Here is a 15,909-nt window from a genome sequence, read left to right on the forward strand (position 1 = left end):
CTTCGGACGTTCCACTGGAACGTTACTCTGGGTGAGGATCGAAGCCTTTATATACCAGCTGTTCCACTGAAGGCATGTGGAGGTGGTTTTCCAATGGAATCAGCAACCGTGCGCAGCAAAATACTCGGCCGGATACGGCACATGGCCAGAAGCGCCATCATCAGAGACCGGCGCTTTCTGGACGACGAGCAACTGATTCGCTCCGAGCAACTGGCCGTCCTGGAGGAGATTTTCAACGCCAATGTGCGCGACGCCGAAATCCAGGAACTCAGCAGCCATTTCGCCGGCATCCTGCGCGGTGACCATCCATGCCATCTGGCCATATGGGGCAAGACCGGTACGGGCAAGACGCTGACGTTGAGCTTTTTTCTGAACCTGTTGGCCGAGATGGCCCGTGCGAGGCACGTTGCGCTTCGTCACGAGCAGCTTGACGTCTCGACGCCCAGGCCCTGTTTCCGGGCGCTCAACGATCTCGCCTGCCTGCTCGGTGCAAGCAAGCGCTACAAGAAGGGCATCTCGCTCGAGGAGCTGATGCTCCGGATCGAAGCCAAGCTCGCCGGCTACGACGGCTACCTGATCCTCTTCATTGATGAAGTCGACAATGTGCGGCGCGATCGTGACACCTTCCTGACCTTTCTGGTTCGCCGGCTTCCGCAGCGCATCAAGGCCAGACTCGTCCTCGTGTTTGCCTCCAACCGGCTCAACTGGCCGGACCACTTGGACCCGCGCGTGAAGTCGTTTCTCAAGCTCAACGAGCTGATCTTCAAGCCCTACGACGCGGTCGACCTCCAGTACATCCTGCGCATTCGCGTGGAAAAGGCGCTGAACCCCAATACCGTGGAGCCGGGCGTCATCGAGAAGATCGCCGCGATGGCCAGCCAGGACCATGGCGACGCCCGGAAGGCCGTCGCCCTGCTCGCCAAGAGCGCGTATCTCGCCGAGAAGGCCGGTAGCGCCATCACGCTTGACCTGGTCGACAGCGCCGCGGCCGAGCTGGACCGCGATCGCTATCTCACCTTGCTGCGCTCCGCACCGACACAACTCCAGGCGGCCATGGCCGCAGTGATCGAAGCGACCCGCCGATCCAACGGCATGCCCATCGGCACCGGCGAGGCCTACGACGCCTACAACCGGTTCTGCCGACGGGTCGGGCTGCGGGGGATGACGGGGCGCGCATTCGGCGACCTGCTCGCCGAGCTGGATATCTATTCGCTGATTCGCAGTCGCATCCTCTCCCGCGGGCGCTACGGCCGCACGCGCGAAATCACCATCGACCTGCCGCAGGAACTCGTCGAAAAAATCGACGGTACCATCCGGATGAACTTCGACGTCCATGGCTGACCGACCCCGCGTTACATCGATGTAAGAGTACGGGCCCGTCAGAGGACCCGTTCCTCCTCAACCGCCGCGGTCACCTCATCGTTGGCCTTCGGGGTACCCGCCGGTTTCTCAATCATGGCCTCGAACGCCTTCTGCAACACGTAGATCGCCAATGGGATCTCGTTCCTTGCAAAGCTCTGCGAGCTCCGCCAGTTGCCCGCCGAGTCCGTGTAGCGCCTGGCCACGGTCGCCTTCAAAATCGTGCCCGAATGCCCCTTCATCTGCACCTTGTTCTCCCATAGCGCGCCCTCGACTTGGCCCGCACGGAAGCGTTGTATTGGTTCGTTGCTCTCCATCTTTTCCACCTCGAAGCCAGCCGTCTTACGCGGCCGACCTCTTCACACCGAGTCGAAGAGGTTCGGTCGTCTTCGCCTCTATCGCCCGGGCAATCTCATGATCGATCTGCATGTCGACCATCGCCTCGAAAGCCCTCCTGAGCACATCGATCGCCAAAAGGGTCTCACTTGGCGAAAACCGGAAGGATTGCTTCCAATATCCATAGCGATCGCGGTACCGTTTCGCCACCGTCACCTTCAGCGTGCGCTCCGCCGTACTGCTTCCGTAGGTCCCATTTTCCCAGATCGCACATGTTACCTGACCGGCGCGGAACACCCGTACTGGTTGCCTCGTTTCCATAGTTGTCACCTCGAACCCCATCGACTGCCGCGACAGGGCTCTTCGCGCCAGCTTGAAGAGGCCTTGACGCCGCTTGGACGAACTAATCGTCTTGCTCCGCCGCTGCCCGTCTAGCCTCCCAAGCGGCACGCCTCAGCCCACGGATCCTACGACGCAGCGTCCTTGCCCGCAGATACCATCGTGCGAATGCCCACTGACTCCAATCGTCGAAGTAATCCGCCTCCACGTTGAACATGTGGATCATCCTCAGCGCCTCACCACGTGCTTCGTTAGCCAGACGTTGTGAAACGACGCCCAGCATGATGACAGCGTTCCTCAGATCCTCCTCAAGCTCCTGTGCCAAGCGCAAGCCCGGGTTGAACGTCGGCCTCAATCTGTCGAAGTCGACGGTTCCAAAGGCCCCCCAATCGAGCTTGTTATTCCCATCTAACTGCGGGCGAATCAAAGGGCGCTTCCATGTGATCGGAATCGCCAGTATCGGGCCCCACTCGGCGATCATCACCTGCCGCTCCAACTCATCGGGATCGGCCAGCTCTTCGTCCTCCAATCCCGGCACGCTCCCGTACCCTGTGCCTCGCTCCACCTTCAGCAGGGCTGATTCTGCAACGACCACTCCTCCCTCAATCCATCCTTCTTCCGTCTTCATGTTATGTACCTCCAGCCACCCCGACCAAGCGTCGGTTCGCCTGCCTGGCCAGTGAACCGGCGCCACCAGCCAGCCCCCATCCTTGTAGGCGGCGGGAGATCTTCTCGTGGGCCACTCGATAAACCTTTAGGACCATAGGCCGACCTGCAGCCGACGGGGAAAAGTTTACGAAAGCGGTCCGCCACCCAAGTGGGCGGCACCGCTCGATAAACTTTTGGCCCATGCGTTGACCCGTCGGGCTGCAGGGAAAGGTTTACGAAGTGGGTTCCACATCCAACTCCCGCCGCCTACAAGATCTCTTGTACAACACGCCTTCTACCGCCTGGCTCCTGCGTGCGCCTGCGCTGATTCCAGACGTCCAACCGACCTGTACATGGGAGTCCGCGCGGGCCCGGAACCCGGTCCAAGCCGACCCGCTCAAATCCACTGTTCAAGCCTCAGACGCAAGCGCTCCTTGACGTCGTCAGCCTCAGCCATGGCAGCCAACTCTTGTTTGACCTCCAGCTGCTCACTCGGTGTAAGCATGTCGTCTAGCCCGCAACACTTGAGTGCCTCATCAAGATTGCCTGCTACTGCTCCGTGTGTCCGAACGAATTCCACGACGGCTCTCAGTTTGTAATGATTCATCTTCGTTTACCTCCGCCTGCAACCGCTCATTGGCGGTTCGCTCGATTCCCGGCGAACCGACCAGGAGTGGACTCGCACCTGGAGATTCGCACCCGGGCGGCGGGACAAACCAGTCAAGCAGACCCCTCGTTAAACGTTTAGGCTCGTGGCTTCAGGTAGGGCCGACCCGGTCCCCGGGGAAACGTTTACGATTAGGGAGTCTGCGTGGCGTCGCGCCGCGAAATCCGGGTGCACCTGATACGTATCTGTGCAGGACGAACGGCGTCGTCTCCACCGCCCCCAAACCGTGGCGAGACCACGATTTCGACATGGGAACGCGCCCTCGCCCCGCGACTGCAACCTCGCAAATGGAGCGGTAAGCAAATCCTCGCAGGAGAAGTGGATCAGCTACTACCACACTACTTATTATTCGATTTTCTGCACCAGCCATAACTCCTGCCCCGGCAAGGGTTTGGCTTATCGGCATGAGTACGTTAAAAGTACGATTCGGCGAGCCTCAACTCGCGATAAGCGCACAGTTCGGCACGACTTAGTGTACGGTTTCGGTGGATAGAGTCCGCGCTGTCCACACGGAGCGGGGCGGACCTTCCGGAATGGCCGGGGCGTCCGTCGGGTGCGCTTGCTTGCAGAGCGGGAAGCCGGACGCGTCACCGAGCAATGCACCCCACCATCGACCTCGATCGCGCGCGCCCTCCTGACATCAGTCATCCGCCTCCGTCGCCCGCACCGGCGGGTGGAAGCCGCATGAACCGTCGTCGGTGCGGTGGCGTTGAACTGCGTGGCCGAGCGACTACATGCCCCGTCTACCGCCACATTGGCGCGCACGCTAACCCTCGTCACCTGCCACGGGAGCACCAGCCCAGACTCGCGAAACGCCGGCCCCTCAACCTCCTGCCGGCCAGCGGGCTGGACGCGGTGTCTCGGCTGGCCCAAGGTGGTCCACGGGCACGTTCGCCCGTCGTCCAGGGGTAGCCAGATCAAGATGCGGGACGCCGCGCATTTCGCACGCGAATCGCGGTTGATAGAATGCTCGCGGCGGTGTGCGCGTCGGTCTCGCCGGTTGGAGCACCGAGTTTCTGTTCCGTCGTTGCGATGTTGCCCGGTTGGGTCGGCCAACCGAATCCCAAGCGCCCCCGCCGAGACAATGTTCGGCTCCGAACAAGGTGAGGCATCTGGCTGGAGCAGCCGCCATGAGTCAAACCGGAGGAAACGAGTCACCCCTACACGTCGCCGTAGAATACGACAGCACATCGCGCCGCATGGTGATTTGCGTTCTCGGAGGCGCCTCGCATTCGCAGGTCTACGATGCGCAGACCGAAGCAGACATCCTGAATCGTCTCCGGCTCATCAGCTCTGCCGGACGAGATGTGAATAGTGCTCTTACGACCGACCCGCGTCCGGTCGATGCGGCCGCGGGGCGAAGGAGCCCGCAGTCAAGAGATCTGGAGGCGCTGGGCAAAACGCTGGGGAGCTTCCTGTTCGGCGGCGAGGTTGGCGAAGAAACCCGCGAGCGGCTTCGAGCCGCGCGACAGCAGGACAAGACACTGAACATCCGTCTCACGGTGAACAACCCGTGCCTGGAGTTCTTGCCTTGGGAAACCGCCTCGATCTCAGCAGAGTCGGGGGAGGAGGCGATTCCGCTGTGTTGGCTCTCAGGCGTGCAGCTACTGCGAGCCGGCCGCACTGGGTCACGTGGCCAAGGCATCGCAGGGCGCCTCGAGGTAGGTGTAATCATCGAGGACCCCGGCTACGTGGGGGAGATTCAGCGGCTTCGCGAAGCCGTGCAGGATTCGCATGCTCGCGATCTGTACTTGGAAGAACCGCTGGTGGAGCAAGGCTGGTCCTCGGTCTTCGGACATCTTGGAACCAAGAACTGGCATGTGCTGGTCTTCGGAGGGCATGTTCACACGAGAGGCCGCAAGGCGTACCTACGTTTCGCAGATGGCGACGTTGAGGACAAGTCCTTCATTGAACGGGCGATAGACAATGAAGATCTACGGTGCGTCGTACTGCTTGGCTGCTCCACCTGGCATGTCCTGGCCGACCGTTTCCTCGCCCGCGGCGTGCCCGCTGTGCTCGGAACGAACTTCTATGTGCCGCGGGGTGCGCCGAAATCCGGGCTTCGCGCATTCCTTACGGAGCTGGCGCGCTCGGGACGAGTCGACGCGGCCTATGGAGCACTGCGAAGCGCATGGCCCAAAGCGTACCAGGGCGCACCCGTGCTCGCGATCAGCGACGATGACACTCAACTGTTCACTGACGACCCCATATTGCTGCAACTGGGTTCATACGTTGGAGCGATCCGGAATCGGCTGAGCCGTCTGGAGGTGCTCTCTGACACGTGCGAGTCGTGGAGAGCGCAGTTGTACCGTCCGCGTTACTTGACATGGGGGCAAACTGGATGGGATCCGCAGGACGACGGGGAGCAGGGGCAGCGGAGAGAAACACGCCCTCAATCGGCACTGATGAAGGAACTCCTCACGCCCGGCGTTCACCCAAAGGTGTCTGTGACAGGCGACGCAGGCGCCGGGAAGTCGACATTCTTAGACGACATGGCGTGGCATCTCGCTCGACGCTTTCTACTGCATCCGAAAGAGGCGCTGTGCCGCATCCCGTTCACCATCGACTTGACGGAGTGGAGGCCCGATCTGCATGAGACCATCAACGAGTTGGCTGCTCACACCACGCGGCTGGATACCTCGTTGGTCGATGACCTCTTTGCAAGAGGCAAAGCAGTACTGCTGCTCGATGGCCTGGATGAAGTGAACCCGCAGGCCAGACGTGAGATGCTGTTCAAGTGGCTTGATCGGGAGGTGGCTAGAGATCCCGTCTCCCACAACGCGGTAGTGATAGCCGGCCGCCCCTGGGCGTTTGAACGCATGCCGCTCCGCCGATTCCGAAAAGAACGTCTGGCGCTCGAGCAGTTCGACAGGCGTGATGTTGAGGCGTATATCAGTGCTCGCTTCTGTGATGACCCCGATCGCGGGCGTCGCCTGCTGCGGCAACTCGAAGGCAATCCCCTGACGCACAATATGGTACGCAAGCCACTCCTGTTGATGCTCCTGTGCTTCGTGAAAGAACGCGGTGACATGACGTTGCCGGCAAACGAAGGCGAATTGCTTGAACTTGCTGTGCACGAACTCCTGCGTCGCCGCGAACAGCAATTGATCGATCAGTCCGGGGAACACGAAACGCTCACGCGTTCGCTCATCCTTCGACTGCTGGGCCGTCTGGCGTGGGCCTGCTGGTCCGAGGCACCCAACCGGCAACTTACCAGCAACGACGCGCTGGCGCTGATCCGCGAGAACACGGGCCGCGATACGGCCCCCGAAGATGAGCTTGCCGGTGGATGGCTGAACACTATTCAGGAGCGAGTCCTCCGGCAGAGCGGTATGCTTGTCCAATCCGCCGATCAGTGTGTCCGGTTCGCGGACCAGACGTTCCTCGAGTATTTCGCCGGTCGCTGGCTGGCAAGACAGAGTGAGAAAGAGATCCGGCGTGCCTTCAACGAACACGCGTGGGATCCGGCGTGGATGCGCCCCTTCGTCTTCATGATGGGCAGCCTGTGGGCGCGCAGCCGAACACTTGCCAGCCGCCTCATCCGCTGGCTCTTGGCGGAAATCGACGAAGGGTACGACGATTCCTGGCGGACTTTGGTGATGCTCTGCAGCCGTTTCTTGAATCCTGCCGGGCGACCTAGGGACGATTCCGAACTAGAACTCGCACGCGATGTGGCGGAGCATGCGTTTGGCGCGTGGTGCTTCGTCGTTCGAAACAGGTATCGGGCTGAGGAGCGCGACTTTGCTCACGAGAGCTTGCTCGCACTGATCCCACTCGTCGGCGCGGATATCATCGCCCGGGTTGTGGGTGCGTTGGAGGACTCTGAACTAGGACCGTACGCTGTCGAGGCGCTCGCCTTGATTGCCACAGACGAAGCAACAGGTAGCCTTGGGCATCAGCTCGCCAACGCAGCTGATCCCCAGTTACGCGCGCGGATTGCCGAAGCACTTGGCCTCGTAGGCTCGAAGTCCGCGATCGCAGCATTAACACAGTCGCTGGACGACCAGGACCGTCACGTTCGATCGACGGCAGCTGAATCACTGGGCAGGATCGGCTCCGATCGAACGGTTGCCCCCTTGATTGCATGGCTGAACCATGGCGAAAACTCGGACCGGTGCGCCACCGTGGAGGCGCTCGGCAGAATCCGCACGGATCGCGCGATCGCCGCTTTGGTGGACGCCCTGCTGGACCCCGATGTTGACGTACAAGAGGCGGCGGCCGAGACCCTCGCGGAGATCGGCTTAGACCGAACGCAAGACGCAATCATCTCGGGTGTGCGTCGCTTGAACGAGTGGACAGCCCTAGTGCTCGGGACGATCGGCTCCGATCGTAGCTTGCAAGTGTTGATCGACGCGTTGACAGATACTGACCCGACCGTCCGGTCATGCGCAGCAATGGGCCTGGGCGTGGTTGAGCCCGATCGAGCCATCCCCGCTCTGATTGGCCGACTTGAGGACGACGATGGCAACGTTCGAGCCAAAGCCGCTGAGGCTTTGGGCCGGACCGGCTCGATCCTTGGTGTTGCACCTCTGATCCAAGCCTTGCGGGATGACGCAGACGATGTACGTATCGCAACGGCGAAAGCACTCGGCAACATTAGATCGGATCAGCCTGTTGATGCGCTCGTCTTCTCTCTCAAACACGACCGGGTCGGTGCTGTTCGCGCAGCCTCAGCGTCCGCCCTGGGCCTTATTGCATCCGATCGCGCTCTGCACGCCCTCATCGCTGCGCTGAACGACGATGTTGGCTTCGTTCGTGGGCAGGTGGTGGTCGCGATATCTCAGATCCCGTCCGAGATCAGCGTGACGGCACTGGTCGCTGCTCTGTCCGACCTGGATAGACAAGTCCGGCAGATTGCGAGTGTGGCTCTTGTCTGGGTCTTCGGGGGGGACTGTAGCAGGGCCGTAGGAGTTCTAATCGATGCTCTGGCACATGAGCACGATCGTGTACGGAGGAACGCGGCAAGAGCACTGGGTTGGATGGGAGGGGGGGCAAGCGCAGAGTTGAAGGAGCATTTTTCGGAGGAGATGATCCGGACACTGAGACAAACCGTGGAAGAACGCGCGGTCGGTCCACTCGGCACTGTAGTCGCCGACCGGAAGTCCGACATCCGGCCAGAGGCGGCGGAAGCACTGCGGAGGCTGACCTCTCCGCGTGACAGTGAGACTGACGCCCTGATCGAAGCACTCCGCGACGGAGATGCTAAGATACGCAGACCGGTGGTGACAGCGCTTGGGACAATCGGCTCCGATCGGGCTGTTGACGCACTCATTGCGTCCTTGTCGGATTCAGATGGAGACGTTCGCGAGCTGGCGGCGGAAGCACTGGGGAAAACTGGCTCACATCGGGCAGTCGAACCCTTGGTCCGCTTGCTGCTAGAGAGAAGCCGCAAGGCGACTGAGGAAGAGTGGGGAGAAAGGTACGCGTTGGCCTTAGCGCTCGGGCGAATCGGTTCCGATCAGGCCCTCGATGCACTGCTTGGGGCACTTGGCGATCCACATGCGTGGGTTCGCTCGCAGGCGGCTGAGCAATTGGGGAAACTTGGTGCCGAAAAAGCCGTAGCTGGCTTGACCTACCTCTTGAAGGATCCGGACCGGGGTGTTCGCGGTGCGGCAGCCATAGCGCTGGGCGACGTGGGCTCGGCCGATGCGGTGGATGCGTTGATGAACGCGCTTCAGGATGAAGACGATTACGTCCGCTTGCACGCAGCCGAATCGCTTGGAAAGATCGGCTCCGGCCGCGCGTCCGAGGCGCTAATCAGCCTGTTGGATAAGCATGCTCGTCAGGTTGACGGGCTGGAGGCGCATGATGACACAGCGAGTGGCAACGCAGAGGCTGGGGCAGGCACCGGATCGGATCTGGACCCGGACGCTGCCCGGCTCGGCCAAGTGGTCGGTGAGGCGCTCGGCCGGATCGGAACAGACCATGTAGTGGACGCCCTCATCAAGATCCGACGGCGGAAGGATGATCGAGTCGGCTTCAACGCACTTCGTGGCTTGGCACGGATCAAGACGGATTGGTCAGCCGAGGCGCTTCTCACCGTCGCGCGCCAGGGGGCCAGCTGGGCCGGTCACCTTCTCGATGAACGCTGCAGGGAACAGAAAGTCACGGTTCTTCAATCGGGCAGGGTGGCAAAGCAAGACGAGTTGAGGCTTCACTTGGAGCTGTGGCCGCAAGACGAGCGCTAGCCTGCATCTCGACTCACCCTCTGTCGGCACCCTAAGTTCGCACGGGGCCGACCGGCAGCCACATGAGGCCCTCGGCTGCACTTCGAACACGAGATTCAGATCCTTCCAGTGTTGTCGCCTCACTTGGGTGACCGGTTCCCGATGTTCCGGGGACAGCGGCTGTAACGAATGCCGGCCTGACCGCTGGAAGTCGTTTCCCGACCGGTTCAACGGAGCGGAAACGTTGCCCCTCACGCCGCACGGATTCGCCGGCCCGACCTGTCAGTCACTGCCCAACGGAGCCCCGCCGCGATCTCTCGTGCCTTTATTGAGATTCGTCGCCCCCCCAATGGATTCCGGCATCAGGCTGGAGGACCCGTTCCTTCGGTCCGGGGGGGCCGCTACCGTCCCGTGGAAGCGGCGGCGCGCCAGAGGGAGGCCGAATGACAACGGATGTCCCCCGATCCCAATCGGCGGACCGGGTTTCACCAAGCGGCGCTGAATCCTCCCCGCCAGCTCCGCGAAGGCCCGCCAAGCGAGACGCCAAACATCGCACGGTTTTGAACGTAATCCCCTGTCGGAAAACACGTTACGACACGGGTGCCGGGGTTACCAATCCCCCGGCCTCAGTTACGCGGGGGAGAGGAGTTACGTCGCCAATTCCGGACCGACTTGACACTGATTCTCTGCCCGGCTGATTTTGACGCAAATCTGGTCCATAGCTGAATGCCTCGGGCAAGACCCGCTCGTGTCGCGCTCAGGTTGCTTCCCAGCAGAGCCCTGCGCCTGAACGACAGCATTCTAGGAAAGTCGTGGACCAGGTACCAGAGCATTTAGAGTAACAGAAAACTCGATCTTCTCGACAAGAGTAGGTAGGGAACATTCTTCAGCTTCAGGCGCTACGGTTTTCACCCGCCACGCGCTCCGGAATTCATCCGCCATACACAAGGTACTCCGCAGGCTAAAACTCCAGCCTTCTGGACACGAATAAGGATCCTCTTTCTCCTCACACTTCGTTGGAGAGTCAAATCACTACTTCTTCCGCCTCGTCCTTACCGAATAGTTCGTAAAGCAGCGGGAGAACGAAGAGCGTCAGAAGCGTCGATGTTACGATTCCGCCGATTACGACCGTCGCAAGTGGGCGTTGCACCTCGGCTCCGACGCCAGTCGAGATCGCCATGGGCAAGAAGCCGGCGGCGTCAGTGACGGCCGTGGCCAACACCGGGCGTAGCCGTTGCGTTGCCGCCGCCGTGACCGCTTCTCGCAAACTTGCGCCGGTATCTCGCAGCGGTCGAATCGCGGAGACCAGTATCTGACCATTGAGTACGGCGATTCCCCCAAGGACGATGAATCCTACGGCGGCACTTACACTGAAGGGAAGTCCCGCAAACTCCAGGGCCAGCACCGCCCCGACCATGGCGAACGGAATGCCCGTGTAAATGAGAAGCACATCGCGAAGACTCTTGAGACTGAAAAACAGGAGGAAGAACACGAGAGTCAGTGTAAGCGGTACGAGAATGCTCAGTCGTAATCTCGCCCGTTCGAGATTCTCAAACTGCCCGCCCCAGTCGATCACGTAGCCTTCGGGAAGCGCCATCTCCTTGTCGATTCGCGCCTTCGCCTCTGCGACGAAGGACGTCGTATCGCGTCCGACAACGTTGCACTGAACTCTAATAAGGCGCCGGCTCCATTCGCGATTGATGGTCGACGCTCCTTCCGTATCCTCGATCAGGGCCAGCTCAGTTAGTGGCAGGCGCGTCCCAATCTCAGTGGGGATCAGGGTAGCAGCAAGAAGATCGCTGTTCGTCCTGTATTCGTCAGGAAGCCGAACCACAAGTGGGAACTTACGCTGCCCTTCAAAGACCTCTCCCACGCGTCGCGTGCCAATGGTTTCAACGAAATCGAGCACGTTACGGGCGGGGATCCCGAACCGCGCGATCTTATGCCGGTCCACGCTGATTCGTAGTGTTGGCTGCCCAGTCACCTGATCCACGGCGATGTCCGACGCTCCTTCCATGTCCGCGAGAATCTCCTGAACACGGTTGCTCAGTCGGATGAGCTGGTCGAAGTCGTCACCATAGATTTTGATTCCTAGATCGGAACGAATGCCCGAGATCATCTCGTTGAGTCGCATCTCAATCGGCTGCGTAAACACCATGTTTAGGCCGGGCAGGTCCGCAACTTCCTGCTGCATGAGCGCCGTTAGTTCCGCTTGCGTCGTCGCGCGCGACCAGTGCTCGCGCGGCTTTAGCGAGATGAAAATGTCGGTCAGTTCGATACCCATCGGATCGGTTGCAACCTCGGCCGTTCCGGTACGACTCCACACATCCCGGATCTCATCGGGGAACGCGTCGAGGAGAAGACGCTCAATGCGCGTGTTGTAGTTCACCGATTCGTCAATCGAGACGCCGGCCAAACGTATCGTGTTGATGACGGTGGAACCCTCGCTCAGGCGGGGAATGAACTCGCCGCCCAGCCGCAGGGCCAGAAAACCGGTTGCCACGATTAGTACGGCAACAGCCGGCAGCACAACGACACGCAGCCGCAAGGTCCATTTGAGCAACGACCCGTAGACCGCCACCAGCGCTTGTCCGACGAGACCGGCGTTCTCGCCAACTTTGCGAGGCAGGAAATAGTAGCCCAGAATCGGCGAAAGGGTGACTGCGATGAGCAGCGCACCTGCCAAAGCAAAGATGAACGTCCACGCCATGGGACGGAACATCTTACCTTCGATGCCCTGAAGCATGAGAATGGGAAAGAAGACGACCATGATGATGCCGAGGCCGAACACAGTGGGTCGAACTACCTGCTTGCTGGAGTCGATGATGCAACGCAAACGCTCGCCTCGTTCCAGCGGGCGACCGAGTTCGGTTTGACGTTCAGCGAGCGTCCTGAGATTCGCTTCCGTCATCACGACGGAGCCGTCCACGATCACGCCGAAGTCGATCGCGCCGAGACTCAAAAGGCTGGCGGCGATGCCAAACTCGTACATGCCCAGGACCGCAAACAGCATGGCGATGGGAATCGATACCGCAACGACCAAACCGGCACGTATGTTTCCCAACAAGATGAAGAGTGCGATGATGACAAGCACCGCGCCGGCAGTGAGGTTGTGCTTGACAGTGTTGATGACCTCGCGTACCAGATCGGTACGGTCGTAGACGATTTCGACGATGACGTCGCCAGGAAGAGATTTTCTGACTCCATCGAGTCGCTCTTTGAGCATCTCCGAGACGACCTTGCTGTTCTCCCCCATGAGCATAAACGCAAGGCCAAGGACCGCTTCGCCGCGACCTTGTGCGGTGACTGCGCCACGGCGTATCTCGTGCCCAATGGCAACTTCGGCGATGTCCTTGATGAAGAGTGGCGTTCCGTCGTAGGACGCAAGGACGATGTTCTCGATCTCTTCGATGCTGGTGACGCGTCCGATGCCATGCACCAGTCTCGACTCGCCGCCCGAAACGATCTGCCCGCCGCCGACATTGTGGTTGTTCTCCTCAAGTGTCTCGAAAACGTCGTCCAGTGTCAGGTCGTATTTCAGGAGCGACTCCGGCGATACGATGACATGGAACTGTTTTTCGTTACCGCCCCAGGAGTTCACCTCCGCGACACCGGGGACCTTCCTCAGTTCGGGTTTGATGATCCAATCGTGAATTGTGCGAAGATCTTCGAGCGTTCGATTCGGGTCTTCTGATCGCACGATGTAGTGAAAGATCTCCCCCAAACCCGTGGCAATCGGCCCCAGTTCCGGTCTGCTGATGCCATCGGGAAGCTCAACTCCAGCGAGTCGCTCGGACACGTATTGCCGTGCGTCGGTGATACTGGATGCGTCGTCAAAGATGGCGACGACTTGCGAAAGCCCGAACTTCGATACCGAGCGGACGCTCGAAAGGCCCGGCAGGCCTCCAATCGAAAGCTCGACAGGTAGCGTAATCTGCTGCTCAATCTCCTCGGGGTTCAGAGCTGGGGCAACGGTGTTGATCTGTACCTGCACGGGCGTCGTATCGGGAAACGCATCAACGGGGATGTGCACGAGGGTCCAACCGCCGAGCCCAATGCAGAGCACAAACAGGAGCAGAACCAGCAACCGATTCTTGAGCGCGAATTCTACAAGACGATTCAACATGATGGTGGCCCGTTCCCTCTAATCATCCACGCAGCCGGCGCCCAGGCGCGACTTGAGGAATTCAGATTTCATCGTGAAGCCACCCGACACAACAACTTCGTCGGTGGCGAGAATGCCCGCGAGAATTTCGACCGAATGAGCGTCCTTGGCGCCCACGATCACTCGCCGCAGTTGAAACAAGTCTTCGTTCTTTTTGACAAAGACATATGGCTGCCCCTCGAATCGCTGCAACGCCGATGGAGGCAGGCGAAGCATGCTCACCGGCTTCTCGAACACCACCTTGGCCACGCCGAACATGCCGCTTTTCAGTTGTGCGTCAGGATTTGGAACCAATGCACGTGCCTTGACGAGGCGGGTCCGCTCATCGACGCGCGAGTCGATCCAGATAAGTTCACCTTGAATTGTCAGGCCGGGTAGCCCGCTGAAAGTCCCCTCGACCACTTGGCCTGGATGCACACTCGCTATTTGGTTCTCCGGGACGGCAAGTTCGAGCCACATGGTTGAGAGGTCGGCGAGAGTGAAGAGTTTTGCGCCGGGCTCGACGGCCTCCCCGACCACGGCTTCGCGTTCCACCAAGGTCCCTGCGTAGGGAGCCCGCACGTACATCAACGACGAACTCGACTTCGTGCCCTCGATCTGCCTAATTTCCGCGTCGGTGAAACGATAATTCAGGAGTGTCTGCCGAGCCGTTGTTTTGACTGCTCTGGCCATCTCGTGCTCGGCCTCGGCCTTTTGATAGGCTGCCTCGGCTGAGATCTTCTTGGCGAGCAATTGCTCTTCGCGCGCAAGGGAGAAGGATTTCACTTTCTCATCGACGATGGCCAACAAATAGTCTCGTTTGGCGGCCGCGATTTCGGAGGAGGCAATCTCGACGAGGATGTCGCCTTCGCCCACAGCCTGCCCGACGTCGACGAGTACGCGATCAACCACGCCGGGCGCGAGCGGTGTGATGCGTGCCACCTGGTTCTGGTTGTACCGCACCTCGCAAAACACGCTGATGCCGGGTGATGATTCACCTGGCTGCGCTCTTTCCGTCGTAATTCCCGCCTTTGCTGCGGATCTCCGTGAAAGCTGACGGATCTTCAGGCTCTCACCGGGTTTCAGATCGGGAGCCAGTTCCGGATGACAGATGCCGCACTCCTTCTCCGGCACGTTGTGCTCCTTGCACATGAGTTCGGCGGCACCTTCATTCGCAGGCTTGTTCTTCAATTCCGGGTGGCAAATAAGACACTCATCCTCGTAGACGTCGTGCTCTGAGCACCACAGCCGGTTCGGATCTCGCTTACCGGGTGGAGGGCCAGAGGACCGGATGGAGGTTGAGTCCGGGCTGACTCCTCGTGAACCACCGCGATCATCATCCTTCTTGGCGTTTGGATTCAACTTTGCCCATTCCGCCTCCACCTCTGGATGACAGACCGTACACTGCGACTCCGGCAGCCCATGCTCGTCGCACCAGTCTCCTGCCTCCTTGAATCGCGGAATGAGCGATGCGTTGCATCTTGTGCACACCGACTCCGGTACGCCATGTCCACTGCACCAGCCCTGGTCCAACGTTGGTCTTACGGCGCTGTTGGCCGGACCAGTTGATCGGCTCGAGTCGCTGCTGCCCGATTCCGTAGTCGCTCCGCCAGAGCCGCGGACATCTTGGTTCATGTACCCGACCAACGACAAGAGGACGAGCAAGGTGCACGTCGTTGTCAGTCTTGTCCGTATTCTTGTTCTCATTGAGAATCTCCAACTAACGGATCCAATTCATCGTTCATTAAACCTCGCGCGAAAGTGCGCGAGACCAAGTCCCTCATCACCAATTAGCGCTGTGCGCGCACCGGCGCTGGAAGCCATTCGAAACAGTTGCTTTTGGGAATCAGATCAGAAGCGGGAGATCGCTCGGTGGAAACGGCAGGCTTGTGAGCCAACTCAATCGGGACATGTTCGTGACTCGCGTGATCGCAGCTACCGTGACGACGTTTGTAGGAGGTACCAAGAAAGCGGCAAGCGTGGTCGAGTTGGAGTCATCCGTCGGTTTGGCGACGGACGCGCACACACCCGCGCAGGTGCCGCACCTGCGAGGCGTCGAGTCGGGTGCGGAATCGGATGAGCCGCTGTCGCTGCCCTCGTCGGCGCAACATGGCGATGCAACAGAGTCACTGGGATCCGGTGTGCCTTCGGATTCATGATCGCAGCATTGGACCAGAACTCCGGCTCGACACAGCGCAGGCGGGCCCAGGAGCAACCACACCATCACCAGTTTGACCGCAAGTCGTATC

At 60.2% G+C, this 15,909-nt stretch carries 9 protein-coding genes; 3 read left to right on the top strand and 6 right to left on the bottom strand.

The window, feature by feature from the left end; genetic code table 11:
- Window positions 1–141: 141 nt before the first annotated feature.
- Window positions 142–1,341, top strand: coding sequence for an AAA family ATPase (locus J5J06_15955; protein MCO6438586.1), 1,200 nt, complete (start codon window positions 142–144; stop codon window positions 1,339–1,341).
- A 38-nt stretch (window positions 1,342–1,379) separates the two neighbouring features.
- Here J5J06_15955 and J5J06_15960 read toward each other — a convergent pair whose 3' ends face one another.
- From J5J06_15960 to J5J06_15975, 4 genes are all read right to left on the bottom strand, one after another.
- Complete coding sequence (locus J5J06_15960; GenBank protein ID MCO6438587.1) at window positions 1,380–1,676, bottom strand: hypothetical protein; 297 nt, start codon at window positions 1,674–1,676, stop codon at window positions 1,380–1,382.
- A gap of 25 nt (window positions 1,677–1,701) precedes the next feature.
- Window positions 1,702–2,016, bottom strand: a complete 315-nt coding sequence (locus tag J5J06_15965; GenBank protein ID MCO6438588.1) for a hypothetical protein — start codon at window positions 2,014–2,016, stop codon at window positions 1,702–1,704.
- An 82-nt stretch (window positions 2,017–2,098) separates the two neighbouring features.
- Window positions 2,099–2,662, bottom strand: coding sequence for a hypothetical protein (locus tag J5J06_15970; GenBank protein MCO6438589.1), 564 nt, complete (start codon window positions 2,660–2,662; stop codon window positions 2,099–2,101).
- A 417-nt stretch (window positions 2,663–3,079) separates the two neighbouring features.
- Entirely contained in the window at window positions 3,080–3,289 is a 210-nt protein-coding gene (locus J5J06_15975) for a hypothetical protein (protein MCO6438590.1), read from the bottom strand.
- A gap of 1,190 nt (window positions 3,290–4,479) precedes the next feature.
- Between J5J06_15975 and J5J06_15980 the strand changes: the two genes are divergently transcribed.
- Complete coding sequence (locus tag J5J06_15980; protein ID MCO6438591.1) at window positions 4,480–9,537, top strand: HEAT repeat domain-containing protein; 5,058 nt, start codon at window positions 4,480–4,482, stop codon at window positions 9,535–9,537.
- Window positions 9,538–10,540: 1,003 nt separating this feature from the next.
- Here the strand turns inward: J5J06_15980 and J5J06_15985 are convergent.
- Window positions 10,541–13,642 carry an efflux RND transporter permease subunit gene (locus tag J5J06_15985; protein ID MCO6438592.1) on the bottom strand — a complete coding sequence of 1,034 codons (3,102 nt, stop codon included), beginning with the start codon at window positions 13,640–13,642 and terminating at the stop codon, window positions 10,541–10,543.
- A gap of 18 nt (window positions 13,643–13,660) precedes the next feature.
- Window positions 13,661–15,043 (bottom strand): efflux RND transporter periplasmic adaptor subunit, encoded by a 1,383-nt coding sequence (locus tag J5J06_15990; GenBank protein ID MCO6438593.1) that lies wholly within the window; start codon window positions 15,041–15,043, stop codon window positions 13,661–13,663.
- 506 nt (window positions 15,044–15,549) lie between these two features.
- Between J5J06_15990 and J5J06_15995 the strand changes: the two genes are divergently transcribed.
- Window positions 15,550–15,819, top strand: a complete 270-nt coding sequence (locus tag J5J06_15995) for a hypothetical protein (GenBank protein ID MCO6438594.1) — start codon at window positions 15,550–15,552, stop codon at window positions 15,817–15,819.
- The last annotated feature ends 90 nt before the right edge of the window (window positions 15,820–15,909 follow it).

Source organism: Phycisphaerae bacterium, assembly GCA_024102815.1.
Lineage (GTDB): Bacteria > Planctomycetota > Phycisphaerae > UBA1845 > UBA1845 > JAGFJJ01.

Bases quoted from the DNA above. Each gene is read 5' to 3' on its own strand.
- J5J06_15955 (MCO6438586.1), top strand. From the start codon at position 142: ATGGCCAGAAGCGCCATCATCAGAGACCGGCGCTTTCTGGACGACGAG.
- J5J06_15960 (MCO6438587.1), bottom strand. From the start codon at position 1,676: ATGGAGAGCAACGAACCAATACAACGCTTCCGTGCGGGCCAAGTCGAG.
- J5J06_15965 (MCO6438588.1), bottom strand. From the start codon at position 2,016: ATGGAAACGAGGCAACCAGTACGGGTGTTCCGCGCCGGTCAGGTAACA.
- J5J06_15970 (MCO6438589.1), bottom strand. From the start codon at position 2,662: ATGAAGACGGAAGAAGGATGGATTGAGGGAGGAGTGGTCGTTGCAGAA.
- J5J06_15975 (MCO6438590.1), bottom strand. From the start codon at position 3,289: ATGAATCATTACAAACTGAGAGCCGTCGTGGAATTCGTTCGGACACAC.
- J5J06_15980 (MCO6438591.1), top strand. From the start codon at position 4,480: ATGAGTCAAACCGGAGGAAACGAGTCACCCCTACACGTCGCCGTAGAA.
- J5J06_15985 (MCO6438592.1), bottom strand. From the start codon at position 13,642: ATGTTGAATCGTCTTGTAGAATTCGCGCTCAAGAATCGGTTGCTGGTT.